The organism is Enterobacter cloacae complex sp.6700776, from assembly GCF_048284255.1.
GTDB lineage: Bacteria > Pseudomonadota > Gammaproteobacteria > Enterobacterales > Enterobacteriaceae > Enterobacter > Enterobacter intestinihominis.
The window spans coordinates 636,296-655,492 of record NZ_JBLVYK010000001.1; the positions used below are offsets into that span (position 1 = coordinate 636,296).

The following is a 19,197-nucleotide window of genomic DNA, read 5'->3' on the forward strand; positions in this document are numbered from 1 at the left end:
GTTAAGGTTAATTTTTTGCCATCACGTCATTAGTATATTCACAAACAGACTCGCCATTATTGACTGTATGCTGGAGATTCAGCTCCGTTAAGTAGCCGTCTGCCAGATACAAAACCCGGTCTGCAGAGGCTATGGTTTCCGGGCGATGGGCTATCAGCAGAACAGGAAGCCCCAGTTGACGTAAGGTCTGGCTTATCCGGATTTCACTCTCAACATCAAGGTGGCTGGTCGCTTCATCCAGTAACAGGAATCCCGGTTTCTTGTACAACGCCCTTGCCAGCAGAATGCGTTGTTTTTGTCCTCCGGAAAGCCCTCCGCCGGTTTCACCAATCAGCGTCTGATACCCCATCGGCATTGCCATAACATCGCTGTCGATAAGTGCCAGTCTTGCGCACTGGATCATTCGTTCATAATTTCGGTCATCACTGAAAAAAATAATGTTATCTGCTACAGAACCTTTGAAAAGATGGTCATCCTGCAGTACGGTACCGATACGCTGACGAACCTGAAAATAATCCGGATGCGTATGCAATATGCCAAATGCCCTGATCCTGCCCTCATCAGGGATGTGGATCCCAAGGATAAGCTTCACCAGTGTCGTTTTCCCGCATCCGGATTTACCTGTAATGGCAACGACTTCTCCGGGATTGAGTGTCAGCGACACCCCGCCGATTATCGGATTTTCCCCTCCCTTGTGGCTGAAGATGATGTGCTCAAGTACTAGAGGAGCATGAGCATATTCATCCATCTCCCTGCGGGATACAGAAGGAATGTGCGAAGCGTTGTTATGCTCACGAAAAGGCTGTTGCTGAAGGCCTTCTGTCGGGGTCAGTACAATATCAGCCAGTCGTTCGTTGTAAACATCGAGCATACGCCAGGAAAAAAACTTATCAGTCAGGCTACTGATACTGGAAGAAAAACGCGTCTGAAAGGATAAATAAGCAACCAGCATGCCGACGGTGAAGGTACCATTCAATACCTCCCCGGCGCCTTTCCACAAAATGATTGCTGATACCACGCTGCCGGTAAGAGTGTGAGCAATGTCATAGCACATCAGCAGACGGCTCTGACGCAACTGCGTATTTCTGCGGGCAACGTTGAGATTCAGCCAGGCGGCCTCACGATGTGCCGTCACACCGTTAATTCTCAGGCTGAGGATCCCGTTGAGTGTTTCAAGAAAATGCCCGGACTCCTTGGCACCTGCATCCCAGGCATCTTCTGCCGACTGTCGAAGGGACGGATACCACAGTGCCCTCAACACACCATAGAAAATGGCTGCAAGTACGGCGATCAATGTCATTTCAGGACTGTACAGCAGCATCATGCAAAGCGCAGTCACCACGAGCAACACATCCAGAATACCTTCCAGCACTTGCGTAGTCAGCGCCTGCTGGATGGTATCTACCGCCTCAAAACGAGCATTAATACTCCCCTTACTGCGTGCATCAAACCAGGCCAGAGGAAGATGGACCAGATGATGGAAAACCCGTGCTGTCCACTGCATGTTAAAATTGACGGACAGTGTAATACTCGCCCACTGGCGGGCCAGTGACAGCAGCATCTGGGTCAGTGACATCAGCAGAAGCGCAATAATAATGACGGTCAACAAACTCTGGTCGGCAGCCACCAGGACTTCATCAATCACCAGCTGGTTGAGAAGCGGGCTTCCCAGTGTCAGGATTTCGAGTGCCACGGCAAAAACGATAATTCGCGACATTGCCGACAACAGACCCGGTGTTTTACCTGTCAGTTGGCGCAGATGGATTTTTTTCCTTTCATCCCGAGCGGTAAAATCACTGGCTGGCATCAGCTCCAGCGCGACGCCGGTGAAATGTTTTCCAGCATCCTGTAGGGAGAGCGTTACTTTTCCCTTTTCCGGATCATGAATAACCAGCCTGCTTCCGCGAACTTTATGTAGCACAACAAAATGATTCATGTTCCAGTGGAGAATACACGGGAGATAAAGGGATCTTAGGTCCTCAAGCTCCAGCCGAACTGCCCGGCTGGATAATCCGATACCGGCCGCACATTCAGTCAGTCTCTGCAGGGTCATCCCTTGTGAGCTGATACTGAAACGTTCGCGCAGTGTGGGTAAGTCTGTTTGCAGACCATGCCAGCAGGCCATCATGACCAGGCATGCCAGACCACATTCCGCTGACTCTGTCTGTCGGGTGAGAGGAAGCTGTTTTCTCCCGGTCCATTTGAGTGTATCCATCACAGCTTTCCTTTCAGGCTCCAGAGCGGCTCAGTCAGCCACTCCCACAAATTGCGGGTATCCAGGCTGACATCCCCCTCAAGAACCATGCCGGGGCGCAGGGCTTCCTGTTTCCCATAAGCCAGAATAAAAGTATTTTCAGGTTCAACGATGACGCGGTAATGACCTTCATTCTCCTTCCAGGTCACAGGAGATACGGAGAGTAAATCAGAAGATGTCAGCGTTGTATGGCTTATTTCACGGATAGTCCCGTACTGCACACCAAACTTCTGATAGGGGAAGGCAGAGAACCGCAGGGCAACACGCTGCCCCGCCTGAATAAAGCCAGCATTCTGACTGGTAGCATAGAGTTCTATCTGCAAACGGGCATTGTCGGGAATGAGGGTCATGACAGGTTCAGATGCCCTGACAGACTGTCCCTGTCTGACCAGCACGGCAGCAACGGTTCCGGATACCGGTGAAGTCAGCGTGAAATTTTCCTTACCTGCCAGTTCGTCCTGCTGTTGCCTGATCACCTGCAACTGCCTGTCCATTTCAGCCTTCCGGCTTTCACCCTGAACGATGAGATGGTCAAGGTCGTCTTTAGCAGCCTCCATCGCGGTGTGCAGTTGCAGAAGCCCCTGACGCTGATCCTCAACGTTTTGCTGTGACGTTGAAACGTCAATCTGCTTCTGCTGGTATTCGATATCTGATACGTAATGCGTATCAGCAAGTTTCTTATAGCGCTCCATAACAGACACGGCCAGCGCAGCCTGATGCACGGCAAGTGACAGACGCTTTTCTGCACTTTTAACCTGAGGTTTCAGGGAAACTATTCGCTGTTGTATGGCATGCTGCTGCTGACTGTTGTCACGCAATTCCAGGGTCTGTTGAGAAGTCAGCATTGTAAACTGAGTTTGTAGGGAAAGTCTTATAGCAGCGAGTGTACCTGCCCCCTGTTCGTTGAAATGTTCACCGCTGATATGATAAAGAGTCTCACCGGCAATAATGTGTTGACCTTCTGAGGCGGTCAATTTGGTTACGTAGCCAGCATATTGAGGAGTGATTTTTACCAGCCCGGATGAGGGCATAACGATTCCGGAAAGGTGAGCCTTACGTGTATAGCTACCATAAAGAATAAAGAGTATCAGGCACAGAAATATGAATAACGTTGTGAGTGCGCTTACTGATAAACCGAATGACGCAGGTAAGACAATCTCACCATAATCAGAATCTGTTTGATGATTTAAAGCCTCTTCCCTGAAGATATTCATATCCCAAATACCCTTCAAAAATTTAACGACAAAACAAAAGCATTCATGCACGAATGAATTATAATAGGATAAAAAAGCCCTTTGCTTCTTATTCTAACTATTAATAGCAATATTGACACCAAAAAAAGAATGGATTGATCTAAAATGTTATAATACTGTCCATGCATCAGACAAAAAGACAATGAAGTCAATATACATGGGATAATATACTTTTTATTAAAAATTGAGTGGAAAACACCGAAGATACAGCCCCTGTATATAATCTCCTCATAATATGGGACTACGAAGGTGGCTATTATAAATGCTATAAAACTAATATGGGAAGGTCCATAATGATATAAATTATCCCTGTAAAGATAAACATTATACTGAACCAGCAAAATGACAAACAACACAACAATAGAAAATTTTATTGAAGTTAAATCTCTACTTGGGCGTAATTTAAAACCATCCAACTTCCTTAAGTAAAAAATATACAAGAAAAATGCAATTGAAAATTCCGCAATAAACAATAAGAAAAATGACACATCGAGAGTAAGATAGCGGAGGGTTATGGATGGCGATAACGTAATTATTATTGAGATAACAGACGCAATAAAAAGAACAATTACGTTTTTCTTACTATAAATGAATGGATAGACATGCCTAAAGATTATCATGTTCAACCTATTATTAATTCATATTTTATATAAGAATCAACAAATATGGTTATGATATCGTAATCATTTTTTGATATCATGCACTTTAACTTCAGTGAACATTTGTAATGATTCCATTCTGCAACACAACAATTTTTATCGGAGTGTACTTTATTTACTTTTAAACCTATTCATCAAGTTAACGCCCCATCGAGTTACTGCTATTAATACAATCAACGCAATAAGAAACCTTGATATAATCCCTGGCCGTGATACTTCGTCAAACTCAAGAACTTCAGCGTATTTCAAAAGGGTAAATGCGATAATGAAAAAAAATAAGTAAATTAGGAAATTTAAAAATTGTTTCATGCTTAACCCGATACTTGTGATTACATTAACTTTATCAAAAATAATAGCTAATCATGACTACTTCGAATAATCATTAAATATCGAAACACCTAGAATAACATTCAGTTATAATGAGCTTTTAAATTATTATCACACACAACTCAAATTACTTACCAACGGCATTGTCCGGGGCCGTTGTAATTATTACTTTTATCTTTACTACCACGATCTGAAAAACTATCTTTTGTGCACTGGCCAGCTATAGCTCCACCAATTACCCCAGCGGTCATACCCACTGGCCCCCCAGGAGAGCCGGCGATTAGACCACCGATGATTCCTGCGCCGCATGAGTCAACGCCCTTGTAAATAGAGCCATTGTTTCCTTTTGAATTACCAGATTTAGAGCTGGTGTTACGACTACCGGCACCTTCATAATTACCGCTTCCATTGCCGCCACTTACTAATGCTATCTCATTAAGGCTTATTGCTCTTATATTCGACATAAATCATCTCCATTTAATTTAGTTTTGCATTTTGTGCTAAAAAAATATCTTACATTACTTAATGTAAAGAAAGTGTATTTATGTAAGCAAATGTAAATAAGCTATTGAACTTCGTAAACCGTAGCTCCATTTGGGAGCAGTTCAGCTCCTGCATGGGCAGGCCTATAACACGAAATCGACCTGGAGGTACGGTAATGTTCAGGCATCTTTTCTGACGTCCAGCGCGCAATCACTTCTGCGTCGTAACAGATTTTACAGCCATGGCGCATCGCTTCGTTACGGACGTGCCAGAGTGTTTCGGCTTCTTCGGGCCTGGCTTTTCTTGGCATTACATACTCCTTTATGGATAAATCTGAATAACAAAAGCACGACCAACTGGAATGTGATATTGATGAAATATCAGAACCCAAACAAATGATAACGCTCAAATATGGAGATCACCGGATGACGATACCCACGTTTACGACAGAACGCTTATTACTTAAACCCCTTGTTGCCGCCGATGCCGTCCAGATCCAGCAACGCTATCCGCGCTGGGAAATTGTCCGCTATATGGTGGCTTCAGTCCCCTGGCCCTACCCGGAAAACGGTGCAGAAAATTATGTCAACAACGTTGCACTGCCCGACATGGCCAAAGGGATTGCGTGGTTCTGGACGATTCGCCGTCGCGAAGCGCCTGACGAACTGATGGGGTTGATTTGCCTGTATGACGTGGAGGACAACAACAGGGGGTTCTGGCTCGCGCCGGAATTTCAGGGCCAGGGATATATGCGTGAGGCGAGTATCGCGGCAACGGATTACTGGTTCAATACGCTTAACAAAGCGGTGTTACGCGCGCCGAAAGCGGCGGCCAACAGCCGCTCCCGACGTATTTCAGACAGCAGCGGCATGCGACTCATCAGGACAGAGAAGAAAGCCTATGTCAGCGGCCTGCTGGATTCGGAGCTGTGGGAAATCACCCGCGACGAGTGGAATGCCCGTCAGGTCAGCTGATAATGCTTATCCGGCATTAGCCTTTCAGGGATGTTCTCTTCATCGTTCATCTGCAACAGATCGCGCTCCATCATGTTGCAGATGGCGTCCAGCGGCAGATCGTTATCTTCCGTCCCAAACGGATCTTCCAGCTCTTCCGCCAGCGTGTCCAGCGAGATAAAGGTGTAGGAAATCAGCGCAGAGACAAAGGGCGTCATGTAATGCAGATCAACGACCAGCGCAAACGGCAGCATGATGCAGAACAGATACACCGTCCGGTGCAGGATCAGCGTATAGGCAAACGGGACTGGCGTATTGGCGATACGCTCACAGCCAGCCAGCACGATGGACATATCATTCAGGCGGTTGTTGAGGCTGTGAAACAGAATGTCTGAAAGGTGCCCGCTACGCCGCCGCACGGCCAGCCACTCCCCCATGATCAGCAGGATACGGTTCGCCGGCGAGTTGGCGTCCATCACTTTGCGTAAATCGTCTGGAGCCAGATAGCGGGACAGCTGATCGGCATTGGTTTCTCTGCGCAGGGTCATTCGCAGACAGTTAGCAAACGCGATTTGCAGGCGGACAAACTCACCAAGATGTTTATCATCCGGCAAGGTGTTTTTTACCTCGCGAAACAGCGAGCGCGCCGCTATCATCAACTGCCCCCAAAGCAGACGCGCCTCAACGTAGCGCGAATAACAGGCGTTATTGCGAAACCCCAGGAAGATGGCGATAGCCACACCCAGAATGCTGAACGGCGCGACGGTAAACCGGATACCCAGCGAGGTGTACCACGGCAGCATGACAATCACGGCGATGGAAAGCAGGAAGTTAAGCAGCAGTCGGGTATAAATTTTGGGAAGTACCGAACCATGCCAGACAAAAATCAGTTGCAGCCAGTGCTGTTGAGGACGAACAATCATAATCAGCTTCAGAAAAGTAAAGAGCGCGGCCTATTAAACGTGATCCCCCTCACGGTTGCAAGCATGTTAATAGTTCATTGCATTTTCTGACCTGTTAAGCCTGAACCGCACGGTGCCGCAAGTGCTTTCTAAAAAAAGAACGTATAGTATGTTGTAACTAAATGGGTCTTTAAAAAACCCGGCAAACGCCGGGCATTATGATTAGCAGAGCGGTTTCACCGCATCACGCATGCCTTTGCTTAAAATCGCATCCAGATCCAGCGCAACCTGTTCTACCAGTCCATTAACCAGAGTGAGATCCTGTTCCCAGTGTTCGCTCACGCTTAACACCGACGATACCAGTTCACGGGTAGTGACCTGTTTGTCGTGATGTTGCGTCCACAACTGCTGGTAACGTTCAAGCCAGTGCGCATCGTCCTGCACCGGATAGCGCTCACCGTTGCGCTCGGCACGGTAAAATGCAATCAGCGCCGCCAGAGCAAAGGTCAGACGTGCTGGCAGTTTGCCGGTCGCCTTCTGCCCTGCCAGCAGTTGCGGCAGAATGCGGGTGCGGTACTTGGTCATCCCGTTCAGTGCAATCGACAGCAGCTGATGCTTAATGTACGGATTACGGAAACGCCCCGTTACGGCACTGGCGAAGGAGTGCAGCTCGTCGCGCGGCAGATCCAGGACGGGAATAATTTCCTCATAAATAGCCTTCTCTACGAACGCGCAAATTTCCGCGTCGTTCATGGCTTCCCCTACCGTATCCAGCCCGGCCTGAAAAGCGACCGGAACCAGCGCCGTGTGCGCGCCGTTGAGGATCGCCACCTTACGCTCTTTATACGGCTTGATATCGTCAACAATCAGGACGTTGAGCGGGTATTTATTCAGGCGCAGTTCAGCTGCAAGTGATTTCGGGCCCTGAATAACAAACAGATAGAAATGTTCCGCCGTGTCGAGGAAGCTGTCGTGATAGCCCAGACCGACTTCCAGCTCTGCCACCTCATCACGCGGATAGCCGGTAACAATGCGGTCAACCAGCGTCGAACAGAAGGTGTTAGCATCATTCAGCCACGCAATGAATGCCGCCGGCAGCGCCCACTCCTGTGCATAGCGCAGCACCAGTTCACGAAGGGCATCGCCGTTGTAGTCGATGAGTTCGCAAGGAATGATAATCCAGCCTTTATCCGCAGCCCCGTTAAAGTGGGTAAAGCGTTCGAACAGCAGACGCGTCAGTTTGGCCGGATAGCTGACAGCTGGCGCATCGTCAAACTTATCGCCCGCGTGATAGCCGATCCCCGCCTCCGTGGTATTGGAGAAGACAAACCGCATCTCCGGGTTATGGGCGAGTTTCAGGAATTCATCGTACTGGCTGTAGACGCTGATTTCACGATTCACGGAACGAATAAGACGCGCATCGCTTACCGCATCCCCCTCCTCATTCAGACCACGAATAATCGTGGTATACAGACCATCCTGGGTGCTCAGCGACGGCGGAAAATCACTCTGGATCGGCCGCACAATCACCACACCTGCATTGAGATCGGTATGCTCGTTTAAGAGGTCGATTTGCCAGTCAACGAACGCGCGGAGGAAGTTACCTTCGCCAAACTGGATGATACGTTCAGGGTAGCGCGCACCGGGGAAATCACGACGGTTGAGTGTGTTCACAATGGAGGTCCTTTATGATTAGTCATACAGCCTGATAAGATTGGTGTGATAACTTATCAAAACTTCAGGACCAGAACCCCTGTCTGGATCAACTCAGGACGCGATGGTGAAAAATATCAAAGAAATTTATAGAACACCGAGGTCGCCGTCATGTCCCCGTTCGGCATCAGGGCGTAGCGTGGGATCTCCCCCGCCTTTTGCCAGCCCGCTCTCTGATAAAACGTCTCCGCGCCGCTGCCGGTCGAGGTATCAAGCACCAGCACCGTAAGCGCTTTTTCACGCGCAACCGCCTCCAGGGCTTCCATCAGCGCCATTGCCGCACCTTTACGGCGCGCCTTCCCATGTACCAGAAGTTTCGCGACATCTGCGCGGTGCGGCTGGTTTTCCGGCTGGTCGGTGATCAGCTGGACCGTGCCAACCAGCCCCTGCTCCGCGTCAAAACAGCCCAGGACGGTACGCTCGTCGCGCCCGACGCTGTCTGCGACGCCGAGCCAGAAGGTTTGGGCTTTCTCGGGAGAAAAAGGCAGCATAAAGCTGACGGAGGCGCCGCCGTTTACACAGTTGACGAGGATATCGCTCAGGGCATCAATGTGGGTGAGGATGTCCTGTCGGGAGAGAGGTTTAATCAGCATGGGAGAGTTCATTGCGCGTCCTTAGGTTGAATCTCTCCACTTTGCTATTAACATTTTTGTTACGCAATAAGCGATGACATAGGATTTCGTTATGTCATTTTTCGCCGTGATGTTGCCGCTTCATGGCGTACATTTGCGCATCCGCGTGTTTTAACCATGCCTGCATATCGTTGCGGTGATGATCGAACTCGCTCAGCCCCCAGGAGAACTGTAACGACCAGGGATGCAGCTGACGCGCGTTATACTTCTCCGTTTGTTCGACAAGATACTGCATGGCGATCCAGGCGCCAGGCTCATCGGTATCCGCAAACAGCACCGCGAACTCATCTCCCCCGAAACGCACCAGCATATCGGCCTCGCGGAATGAGGAGCGCATCAGGGCGGCCATCGCTTTCAGGGCCTTGTCGCCCTCCTGATGCCCGAAGCGATCGTTAATGGTTTTGAAATGGTCCAGATCCAGCCAGCCAAGCGTTAACGGTTCTGCCCTACGCTGCGAAACCGACAGTGCAAACTGCGCAAACTGGTTAAACCCGCGTCGGTTAAACAGGCCCGTGAGTTCATCGGTCGTGGCGGCGCTAACGGCTGCAAATTCATCTTCTGCCAGCGCGCTGAGATCGGCCAGTACGGCGGAATCCGCCGCGGTAAACTCACGCGGTGCGTAATCAATGAGACACAACGATCCTACGCACGCCCCGTCACGTAAACGCAGCGGGAAACCGGCATAAAAGCGCACGCCCGGATCTCCCGCCACCTGCGGATTATCCGCAAAGCGTTCGTCCAGCAGCGTGTCAGCCACCACCAGCGGCGCGTCACCCAGGATCGTATGACCACAAAACGAGAGATCGCGAGGCTGGCTGGCGAGTGCCCGGCCGTCGGCAGATTTCACGATCGCAGCGTGGTCATCCACCAGCGTAATCATCGCCAGCGGCACCCTGAAAAAGCGTGTTGCCAGCCGCGTGAGACGATCAAACGCGGGATAATTGTCGATCTCAAGCAGACCGGACTCGCGCAGCGCATTCATGCGCTCCGTTTCATTCACGGGAATTAGAGGTGCTTTCATGACGTCTCCTGACGCTGAGCATTAGTAAAAGCGTAGCTTAAACAGAGACATTGTCAGTTCAGGAGGCACGATTTACCTCAATGACCAGCCAATGATGGATCACGTTGACGATATACTGTTGCTGCTGCGCACTCAGCGGCACGCCCTGCGGGATAGCATGCCACTTAGCCAGACAGCCCCGGCAGCAGGTTGCCGTGGCATGCTGGGCGATAAAAACCGGATGGCCGCGCATCGGCGTCTGCTTACCGTCATTCACCGGGTGTGCAGGCGCCAGCCGCGCGGCGACAAAATCAGCGGCATGCTTATCGATAGTGTCCGCGCCCTTATCCCAGCAGTATTGCCGCTCTTTCATCCCTAAATGAAATCGTGAACGAAACGTGGAGCGAGCCAGGCGCGTGAACAGAGGATCTAACGTGGACATCAGTATACGGACCGTCCAAGGCGTTTGGTCAGCTGTTCCAGCGCCGCGACGCCCGCCAGTGAGTTGCCGGTCTCGTCCAGTTCCGGGCTCCAGACGGCAATCGCCATCTCGTGCGGAACAATGGCCACGACGCCACCGCCAACGCCGGATTTAGCCGGCAGCCCCACGCGCCAGGCAAACTCCCCGGCGTTCTGATACATTCCGCTGGTTGCCATTAAGGCGTTGATCTGCCGGGCCTGCATCGGGGAGACAACGTCCTCGTCCAGATGCGGGGCATGGCCCTGATGCGCCAGAAACAGAAAAGTCTGCGCCAGTTCAACGCAGTTCATCTTCAGGGCGCAGTAATGAAAATAGTTTTGCAGAACCGTGGCGACATCATTATGAAAGTTGCCGAAGGACTTCATCAGCCAGGCGATGGCGGCGTTACGTGCAGAGTGTTCAAACTCAGAGCGCGCTACCACCGGATCGTAGGCGATGTCCTGCACGCCGGAAAGCTGCCGCACAATCTGGAGCATACGCTGGCGCGGCGCGCTCAGACGGCTTTGCAGCATATCGCACACCACCAGCGCCCCGGCGTTGATAAACGGGTTGCGCGGCTTACCCTGTTCGATTTCAAGCTGGAGAAGGGAGTTGAAGGGCTGACCGGAGGGATCTTTGCCCACCCGCTGCCAGATCTCCTGCTCGTCATACTGGCGCATGGCGGCAACGAGGCTAAGCACTTTTGAGATCGACTGAATTGAAAAGCGCTCCAGTGCATCTCCCGCCTGAAAACGCTGCCCGTCGACAGTACAAATGGCGATGCCGAGCTTATTACCGCTGATCGAGGCCAGCGCGGGAATGTAATCGGCAACCTTACCCTGCCCCAGTAACGGACGAACCTGCGCCAGAATCTCGTCCAGCATCTCATTATGGATGACCGCAGCCACACTTTGCTCCTTGCCCTCAGGCTAAAACGGGCTGCGAGTATAACAGAGGCTTATACGTCACGTCAGGCAGGGAGACGAAAACGCGAGACGGCCTGCAACAAAAGATCTGACTCCCGATGCAGGCGCTCAGAGGCATTCGACGCTTCGCTAACCAGCACATCTGTCTGACGCGATACCTGATTCAGCGCCTGAAGTTGGCGCGTCATCTGATGAATGCTTTCCCCCTGATTTAGAGTGGCCAGCGAAATATCATTCAGCAGGCTACTCAGATTGGCCACCAGCCCGGTGACCTGCTGGAGATTTTCTTCCAGACGGTTTACCACCTGAGAACCTTCTTCAATGCCCTGTAGCGAGTGGTTAATTAGCGACTGGATGGTTTGCGTAGAGTGACTGCTTTTTCTGGCCAGCAGCCCCACTTCACGGGCGACCACCGCGAACCCGCGCCCCTGTTCTCCCGCATGGGCGGCTTCAATGGCAGCGTTGAGGGCCAGAATATTGGTCTGAAACGCCACGCTGTCGATCATGGCGACGATCCCACGCATCTCTGAGGATCGGTCGACGATCGTCTGCATCGAGCCATTCACCGCTGTCATCATTTGCTCCCCGCCGACGGCAGCCTGTCGGGCTTCATCCGCGCGCGAGCGGGCGAGTTTTGCATAACCCGTGTTCCCCTCAACGTGGGTTTCGAGATCGGCGATATGCGCGGTCACCTCCTCCAGCTCTTTGGCCTGTCGTGTGGACTGCTGATAAAGCTTCTGGTTCCCCTGCGCAAGTGACCCGATATTTTCGACCATAGAGGTAGTGGCCTCGCTGACCTGAGTCACCAGTTGCTGGAGCCCGCGCTGCATGGCGGTAATACTGCCGCTGAGCTGGCTGATTTCACGGTTAAAACGCACAACGTCAGGGGGTATTCCCGACAAATCCCCTGCCGCAAGCTGGTTAATATGGACAATCAGACGGCGTAGCGGGGATATCACCCATTTCGCCATTGCAAACCAGACGGCAATGGCAATAGCCAGCAGCACCAGCGGCGCAAACAGGAACAGCCGTTGCAGGCCTGAGAGTTGTTCCATGAGCGACTGACGCCCATGTATCGCCTGCTTCTCACTCCGTTGCTGATAACGTGCAAAGTTGTCATTAAAATCGGTCTGAAACGCCTGGGCGGGTACGGCGAAAAAGAGGTCGATGCTGTTGGTTTTCACCAGCCCTTCCGCCTGCTCGCTAATGGCACCGAAGAACTGCTGATAGCTATTAACAAGCCCCTCGTCCTGCGGAGGATTAAGCGCGAGCCAGGCTTGCCATGCCTGCTGAGACGCCGCCAGGGATTTTTGCGCCTCGTCCATCAGGCTATGCCAGCTCCCTTCCGAACCGGTCTCTTTATCCTGCATAAAGTACACCCCGGAGCGGTTGAGCAGATCGCTCGCCGCAAGCAGCGAAATACGCGCCTGATCCAGCCTGCTCTGTTGCTGCCAGGCCAGCTGATTGCGCTGTTCGTTACGCTGGGCTTGATTCAGGGAGGCGGTAAGCAGGAAGGAGGATGAAAGTTGCAGGGCGGAGAAAAGGCCGATAATACAAAAGATGCCGGTCAGCAGGCCAAACTGACGAGGAAAAAAGCGCTGCGCAAGACGACGAAAAATTTGCGTTAGGTTCATAATTTTCTTCTGTAACAATACGTTAGACGCGAGCGAGTCTACGAAACGAAAATGACAGAACCATTGCAAAATAATGACAGGAAACGTGAATTGCCGGGTAGCGGCCTTGCCCTACCCGGCATCAACATTACACGCGATCCTTCCAGACCGTCTGAACGTTACAGAACTCATGCAGACCGAAATGTGAAAGCTCTCGCCCGAAGCCGCTCTTCTTCACTCCGCCAAACGCAACGCGCGCATCGCTTGCGCTGTAGCCATTGATAAAGACTCCGCCGCACTCCAGCTCGCGAGAGAAGGTTTCAGCCAGCGCATCGTTCGCGGTAAAGACCGTCGCTGATAAGCCAAAGTCGCTGTCGTTAGCCAGCTGCAACGCGTGCGACGCATCATTGGCGACGGTAATCGCAGCCACCGGGCCAAACAGCTCCTGACGGAAGGCCGTCATCTGTGGGGTGACGTCGCCGAGTACGGTTGGCGCATAAAAGTTACCGGTCCCGGCAAGCTTCTCGCCGCCGAGCAGCAGGGTCGCCCCTTCCGCCAGCGTAGCCTGTACCTGCTGATGCAGTTCATCGCGAAGATCAAATCGCGCCATCGGGCCAATATAGTTATCTTCCTCATCCGGTGCGCCCATTTTCAGCGCCTTGACCGCGTCAACAAAGCGTTGGGTAAAGGTGTCCGCCACGCCCGCTTCCACAATAAAGCGTTTCGCCGCCGCGCAAACTTGTCCGGTATTCTGATAACGTCCGGCCACGGCCGCGTTGACAGCCAGATCCAGATCGGCATCATTCAGAACGATAAACGGATCGGAGCCGCCCAGCTCCAGCACGCATTTCTTCAGCGCCGCGCCCGCCTGCGCGCCAATTGCCGCACCAGCCCGAACGCTGCCGGTTACGGTCACCGCCGCGATACGCCGATCGTTAATCGCCTGGCTGACGCCGTCATTTGTCGCGTTCACCCAGCCAAAGATCCCCTCCGGGAAACCGGCATCCGCGAACACCTTCCCGATCAGCTCCGCCGAGCCGAGCACATTTGGCGCATGTTTAAGCAGATAGCTGTTCCCTGCCAGCAGGATCGGCACCGCACCGCGCAGCACCTGCCAGAGCGGGAAGTTCCACGGCATCACCGCCAGAATAGGCCCCAGCGGACGGTACTCAATCACCGCATTGTCGACCTGGGTAGATTCCGGGCGCAGCATTGCCGGGCCGTATTCAGCGTACCAGTCGCAAAGGCTGGCGGACTTAGCCACCTCCGCACGCGCCTGCCCAATGGGCTTGCCCATCTCCCGGGAGATAGTCTGCGCCATCTCTTCCGCACGGCTACGCAGCGCCGCACCCAGATCGCGAAGTTTTTGCGCCCGGTGCGCTACGCTTTCGCGTCGCCACTGACGAAAACCGGTATCCGCCTGCGCAATGGCACGTTCAACGTCACCGGACGTTGCCCACGGGTAAGCAGCCAGCGTTTCGCCGGTAGCCGGGTTGACAGAGTGGGCATGGGTAGCAGATGAATACGTCATGAAGTTCTCCATGTAATAACAGTTGATTGATTGTGGCCCACTCTGCTATTTCTTAAAAATGAATAATACTCACCACCTTGTTCACGAATCGAGAACGGTATGGACTTAACACAGCTTGAGATGTTTAACGCCGTCGCACTGACCGGCAGCATTACCCAGGCGGCGCAGAAGGTACACCGGGTGCCGTCAAACCTCACCACCCGCATCCGACAGCTTGAAGCGGATCTCGGTGTGGAGCTGTTTATTCGCGAGAATCAGCGCCTGCGGCTTTCCCCCGCCGGGCACAATTTTTTGCGCTACAGCAAGCAGATCCTGGCGCTGGTCGACGAAGCGCGAATGGTCGTCGCCGGGGATGAACCGCAGGGATTATTCTCACTCGGCGCGCTGGAAAGTACCGCCGCCGTACGCATTCCGGAAAGTCTGGCGCGGTTTAATCAGCGCTATCCGCGCATTCAGTTTGCGTTATCCACCGGGCCTTCCGGTACGATGATTGACGGCGTGCTTGAGGGGACGCTCAGCGCCGCCTTTGTCGACGGGCCGCTCTCACACCCCGAACTGGAAGGAATGCCGGTTTACCGGGAAGAGATGATGCTGGTCACCCCTGCGGGTCACGCGGAAGTGTCAAAAGCCACGCAGGTGAGCGGTAGCGAGGTTTATGCCTTTCGCGCCAACTGTTCCTACCGGCGTCATCTGGAGAGCTGGTTTCATGCTGACCGCGTAACGCCGGGAAGGATCCACGAGATGGAGTCCTACCACGGGATGCTCGCCTGCGTGATTGCCGGGGCAGGCATTGCGCTGATGCCCCGCTCCATGCTGGAGAGTATGCCGGGGCATCATCAGGTGGCGGCGTGGCCGCTGGCGGAAAACTGGCGCTGGCTCACCACCTGGCTGGTGTGGCGACGCGGGGCGATGACCCGCCAGCTTGAGGCGTTTATAGGGCTGCTAAACGAACGTCAGCCACCAGTGTCTTCTCCATAAACAGGCTCAGCGGATCCTCGTTGTAGGGGGCAAACGCGGGGCGCCGTTCGTATCCACACTGTTGATACAGACGAATGGCGGCATGTTGTTTGATCCCCGTCTCCAGCCGGACGGTGTGGCAGCAGCGGCTGAGGGCTTCATCTTCCAGCGCCGCCAGTAATTTATCACCCAGCCGTTGCCCGCGATGGGTTGGATCAATATAGACCCGTTTCATTTCCCCGGTCCCGTCCCCGTTCAAAACAACAGCGCCACACCCGACAGCGTTAAGCTGAGTGTCACGAATAATCATCAGGATCAGCGAGTCGTCCGGCAGTTCGGTTAAATCCAGCAGATGATTACTTTCCGCGGGATAGAGAACGCTTTGATAACGGTCCAGCGCCGTAATCAGGGCGAGAATATCTGGATGATGGGCGGATTCAGCGGTAATAGAATACATGGCAGGCTCCTTGTCGTTTTCGTTCAACATACCGCCCGCCCTGTATACCGGCGTCATAGTTTTTAATGATGACCGTAATCCTGGAGACGAAGGAAAATTTTCCCCTTCATATACAGCGTGGCCTGCCCGCCAATCAGCACGCGGTCGCCTTTCAGCTCGCAGCGCAGATCCCCGCCGCGCAAGGAGACCTGGCGGGCCGACATCTGCGTTTTTCCAAGCTTTTCGCTCCAGTACGGGATCAGCATGCTGTGCGCTGATCCCGTCACCGGATCCTCCGGTACCCCTTCCCCCGGGCAGAAGAAGCGGCTGACGAAATCATACTCATCCCCCGGCGCCGTAACGCAGACCATTTTCCCCAGCGGGAGCATGGCTGTGATATCCGGCGTCAGCGCCTCCACCTGCCGCTGGCTGTCGAGCACCACCATGTAATCGCGCCCTGCACGCACCTCTTTTGCCGCGTTAATGCCCAGCGAGCTGAACAGCACTGGCGGTGGAGTATCGACAACCTCGGTTGACCACGCCGGGAAATTCAGCGTCAGCCAGTCGCCGCTGCGTTGTACCGTCAGTTCGCCGACAAAGCGCGTGGTGAAGGTGATTTCCGTATGCGGATAATCCAGGTATTCGAAAATAACGTGAGAAGCCGCGAGGGTTGCGTGGCCGCAGAGGTTAATTTCATCCTGCGTGGTAAACCAGCGCAGTTCAAACCCGTTATCCGTTCGGACAAAGAACGCCGTCTCTGACTGATTATGCTGCTTCGCCATCTTCAGCAGCGTCTCATCCGGCAGCCACGCCTCCAGCGGACACACCGCCGCCGCATTGCCGCCGAACGCCCTGTCGCTGAAGGCATCCACCAGATAAAAATCAATTTCCTGCATCGTTGGTTCCTCTTAGATTTATACAGCGCAGAAATACTGTGCCCTTCAGATACAGCGCCGCCTGCCCGCCCATCCGCACGCGGTCGCCTTTCAGTTCGCAGCGTACGTCGCCACCACGGGCAGAAACCTGACGGGCAAACATCTGTGTTTTGCCAAGCTGTTCACTCCAGTAAGGGATCAGCATGGTGTGCGCGGAGCCGGTGACAGGATCTTCCGGCACGGCCACGCCCGGCGAGAAGAAACGACTGACAAAGTCGTATTCCCCATCGTCCCGGGCGGTGACGGCCACTTTATGTTCCCCCGGCGTCATGGCGGAGAAATCCGGATTAATGGCTTCCACCTGCTCGCGGCTCTCCAGTACCAGCAGCCAGGCGCGGCCTTTTCGCGCCTCGACGTAGTGGCTGATACCGAGTGCGGTGAGCATCTCCGGTGGCGGCGTCTGTGCCTGCGTCGGGCAGGCCGGGAAGTCCAGCGTCATCCAGTCACCTTCACGGCTGACGGTCAGGCGGCCAGAAGCGGTGTCAAAATGAAGGCGTGAGTCCGGATAATCCAGTTCGTTAAACAGAACATACGCCGCGGCAAGCGTCGCGTGACCACACAGATTAACCTCGGTGAGCGTGGTGAACCAGCGCAGCTCAATCCCCCCTTTGGTGCACACAAAAAACGCGGTTTCCGACTGGTTATGCTGTTGTGCCATCCGCAGTAACGTCTCATCCGGCAGCCACGCGTCGAGCGGGCACACCGCCGCCGGGTTGCCGCCAAAGGAGGACTCGCTGAACGCATCTACCAGATAAAAATCAATCTCCTGCATCGTGTTACCGCCTGTTTTTGTTGTGTTGTTCTTTATCTTCAATGAAAACAACCGCGTTCGCTACCGCTGCATGAAGGTAAATTTTGTGATTCACATCACATAACGGTTGAGTTTTCGCCGTTTAAGGCTTTAAGATCGTCTCCTCATCTTTCAGGCAACGAATCCCAGATATCCCTATGACAACACACACGGTTTCCCGCAGGGTCGCGTGGCTACGCGTGGTCACGCTCGCCATCGCAGCGTTTATTTTCAACACCACGGAATTTGTTCCGGTTGGGCTGCTGTCCGACATTGCAGCCAGCTTCCATATGGAAACGGCACAGGTTGGCATTATGCTGACCATCTATGCATGGGTGGTAGCGCTGATGTCGCTGCCGTTTATGCTGCTGACCAGCCAGATGGAACGTCGTAAGCTGCTGATTGGGCTGTTTGTGGTGTTCATAGCCAGCCATGTGCTGTCATTTATGGCATGGAACTTTACGGTGCTGGTGATCAGCCGCGTCGGCATCGCGTTTGCCCATGCCGTTTTCTGGTCGATCACCGCATCGCTCGCCATTCGTCTCGCCCCGGCGGGGAAACGCGCCCAGGCGTTGAGCCTGATTGCCACCGGAACGGCGCTGGCGATGGTGTTAGGCCTGCCGATCGGGCGCATTGTGGGTCAATACTTCGGCTGGCGCACCACCTTCTTTGCCATCGGCATGGGGGCGCTGATCACCCTGGTGTGTCTGATCAAACTGCTGCCAAAACTGCCCAGCGAACACTCCGGCTCGCTGAAAAGTCTGCCGCTGCTGATGCGTCGACCGGCACTGATGAGCATCTATCTGCTGACCGTGATTGTGGTGACCGCCCATTACACGGCCTACAGCTATATTGAGCCGTTTGTTCAGGTTGTGGCGGGCTTTAGCGCTAACTTCGCCACCGTTCTGCTGCTGATCCTGGGCGGCGCGGGGATTATCGGCAGCATCCTGTTCGGGAAGCTGGGCAATAAGCACGCGTCTGCGCTTGTAAGCAGTGCGATTGGCCTGCTGCTGGCGTGCCTGCTGTTACTGATGCCTGCGGCAGGCAGCGAGAGTCATCTGGCGATCCTCAGTCTGTTCTGGGGCGTGGCGATCATGATAATTGGTCTGGGAATGCAGGTTAAAGTGCTGGCCCTGGCCCCGGACGCCACGGACGTGGCAATGTCGCTGTTCTCGGGAATTTTTAATCTGGGAATTGGGGCCGGTGCGCTGGTGGGAAATCAGATCAGCCTGCATGTATCGATGTCGGCCATTGGCTATCTCGGGGCGATTCCCGCGCTGATTGCGCTGATCTGGTCGGTGCTTATCTTCCGTAAATGGCCGGTCGCGATGGAAGAACAGACCAGCCACGGTTGACGTTAGTCGTGCCGGGTG

18 protein-coding genes are annotated in these 19,197 nt (G+C 53.4%); 3 read left to right on the plus strand and 15 right to left on the minus strand.

Features of this window, described 5'->3' with window-relative positions; all coding sequences use genetic code 11:
• Positions 1 to 7 precede the first annotated feature (7 nt).
• The 4 genes from ACNQ0T_RS03190 to ACNQ0T_RS03205 all read right to left on the minus strand — a co-directional run bounded on the left by ACNQ0T_RS03190 (position 8) and on the right by ACNQ0T_RS03205 (position 4,957).
• Positions 8 to 2,215: a peptidase domain-containing ABC transporter gene (locus ACNQ0T_RS03190; RefSeq protein WP_417929551.1), complete on the minus strand. Its 2,208-nt coding sequence runs from the start codon at positions 2,213 to 2,215 to the stop codon at positions 8 to 10.
• Complete coding sequence (locus tag ACNQ0T_RS03195; protein WP_032624257.1) at positions 2,215 to 3,468, minus strand: HlyD family secretion protein; 1,254 nt, start codon at positions 3,466 to 3,468, stop codon at positions 2,215 to 2,217. The genes ACNQ0T_RS03190 and ACNQ0T_RS03195 overlap by 1 nt, the downstream gene beginning before the upstream one ends.
• 14 nt (positions 3,469 to 3,482) lie before the next feature.
• A complete protein-coding gene (locus ACNQ0T_RS03200) occupies positions 3,483 to 4,127 on the minus strand; it encodes a CPBP family intramembrane glutamic endopeptidase (RefSeq protein ID WP_417929553.1) in 645 nt (214 codons plus the stop codon).
• Positions 4,128 to 4,624: 497 nt separating this feature from the next.
• Positions 4,625 to 4,957, minus strand: a complete 333-nt coding sequence (locus ACNQ0T_RS03205; RefSeq protein WP_074134676.1) for a hypothetical protein — start codon at positions 4,955 to 4,957, stop codon at positions 4,625 to 4,627.
• 444 nt (positions 4,958 to 5,401) lie between these two features.
• On the opposite strand from ACNQ0T_RS03205, the gene ACNQ0T_RS03210 reads away from it, so the two are divergent.
• The gene (locus tag ACNQ0T_RS03210; protein WP_154051264.1) at positions 5,402 to 5,950 is read left to right on the plus strand and encodes a GNAT family N-acetyltransferase; all 549 of its coding nucleotides are present in this window, start codon (positions 5,402 to 5,404) and stop codon (positions 5,948 to 5,950) included.
• On the opposite strand, the gene ACNQ0T_RS03215 is transcribed toward ACNQ0T_RS03210, so the two are convergent.
• The 8 genes from ACNQ0T_RS03215 to sad all read right to left on the minus strand — a co-directional run bounded on the left by ACNQ0T_RS03215 (position 5,938) and on the right by sad (position 14,706).
• Positions 5,938 to 6,852, minus strand: coding sequence for a bestrophin family protein (locus ACNQ0T_RS03215; protein ID WP_003857155.1), 915 nt, complete (start codon positions 6,850 to 6,852; stop codon positions 5,938 to 5,940). The two genes, ACNQ0T_RS03210 and ACNQ0T_RS03215, sit on opposite strands and share 13 nt — an antisense overlap.
• Before the next feature lie 201 nt (positions 6,853 to 7,053).
• Entirely contained in the window at positions 7,054 to 8,505 is a 1,452-nt protein-coding gene (locus ACNQ0T_RS03220; RefSeq protein WP_417929555.1) for a tagaturonate reductase, read from the minus strand.
• A gap of 116 nt (positions 8,506 to 8,621) precedes the next feature.
• The gene (locus tag ACNQ0T_RS03225; protein ID WP_063145910.1) at positions 8,622 to 9,149 is read right to left on the minus strand and encodes a GNAT family N-acetyltransferase; all 528 of its coding nucleotides are present in this window, start codon (positions 9,147 to 9,149) and stop codon (positions 8,622 to 8,624) included.
• A gap of 82 nt (positions 9,150 to 9,231) precedes the next feature.
• Positions 9,232 to 10,197 (minus strand): sensor domain-containing diguanylate cyclase, encoded by a 966-nt coding sequence (locus ACNQ0T_RS03230; RefSeq protein ID WP_022648115.1) that lies wholly within the window; start codon positions 10,195 to 10,197, stop codon positions 9,232 to 9,234.
• A gap of 58 nt (positions 10,198 to 10,255) precedes the next feature.
• On the minus strand, positions 10,256 to 10,618 hold the full coding sequence (locus ACNQ0T_RS03235) for a DUF4186 domain-containing protein (RefSeq protein WP_022648114.1): 363 nt from the start codon (positions 10,616 to 10,618) through the stop codon (positions 10,256 to 10,258).
• Positions 10,618 to 11,544, minus strand: a complete 927-nt coding sequence (gene glsB, locus ACNQ0T_RS03240; RefSeq protein ID WP_022648113.1) for a glutaminase B — start codon at positions 11,542 to 11,544, stop codon at positions 10,618 to 10,620. The genes ACNQ0T_RS03235 and glsB overlap by 1 nt, the downstream gene beginning before the upstream one ends.
• Before the next feature lie 62 nt (positions 11,545 to 11,606).
• Positions 11,607 to 13,196, minus strand: a complete 1,590-nt coding sequence (locus ACNQ0T_RS03245; RefSeq protein WP_417929558.1) for a methyl-accepting chemotaxis protein — start codon at positions 13,194 to 13,196, stop codon at positions 11,607 to 11,609.
• Between the two features lie 127 nt (positions 13,197 to 13,323).
• The gene (gene sad, locus ACNQ0T_RS03250) at positions 13,324 to 14,706 is read right to left on the minus strand and encodes a succinate-semialdehyde dehydrogenase (protein ID WP_023300100.1); all 1,383 of its coding nucleotides are present in this window, start codon (positions 14,704 to 14,706) and stop codon (positions 13,324 to 13,326) included.
• 99 nt (positions 14,707 to 14,805) lie between these two features.
• Here sad and ptrR point away from each other — a divergent pair, with 99 nt between their 5' ends.
• Positions 14,806 to 15,684 (plus strand): putrescine utilization regulator PtrR, encoded by an 879-nt coding sequence (ptrR, locus tag ACNQ0T_RS03255; RefSeq protein ID WP_022648110.1) that lies wholly within the window; start codon positions 14,806 to 14,808, stop codon positions 15,682 to 15,684.
• Here ptrR and ACNQ0T_RS03260 read toward each other — a convergent pair.
• The 3 genes from ACNQ0T_RS03260 to ACNQ0T_RS03270 form a co-directional block, all read right to left on the minus strand.
• A complete protein-coding gene (locus ACNQ0T_RS03260) occupies positions 15,638 to 16,120 on the minus strand; it encodes a GNAT family N-acetyltransferase (RefSeq protein WP_032622224.1) in 483 nt (160 codons plus the stop codon). The genes ptrR and ACNQ0T_RS03260 overlap by 47 nt on opposite strands.
• Before the next feature lie 62 nt (positions 16,121 to 16,182).
• Positions 16,183 to 16,995 (minus strand): PhzF family phenazine biosynthesis protein, encoded by an 813-nt coding sequence (locus ACNQ0T_RS03265; RefSeq protein ID WP_022648108.1) that lies wholly within the window; start codon positions 16,993 to 16,995, stop codon positions 16,183 to 16,185.
• Positions 16,982 to 17,806, minus strand: a complete 825-nt coding sequence (locus ACNQ0T_RS03270) for a PhzF family phenazine biosynthesis protein (RefSeq protein ID WP_063163060.1) — start codon at positions 17,804 to 17,806, stop codon at positions 16,982 to 16,984. Before ACNQ0T_RS03270 ends, ACNQ0T_RS03265 begins: the two co-directional genes overlap by 14 nt.
• A 176-nt stretch (positions 17,807 to 17,982) precedes the next feature.
• On the opposite strand from ACNQ0T_RS03270, the gene ACNQ0T_RS03275 reads away from it, so the two are divergent.
• Entirely contained in the window at positions 17,983 to 19,179 is a 1,197-nt protein-coding gene (locus tag ACNQ0T_RS03275) for a sugar transporter (protein WP_022648106.1), read from the plus strand.
• The last annotated feature ends 18 nt before the right edge of the window (positions 19,180 to 19,197 follow it).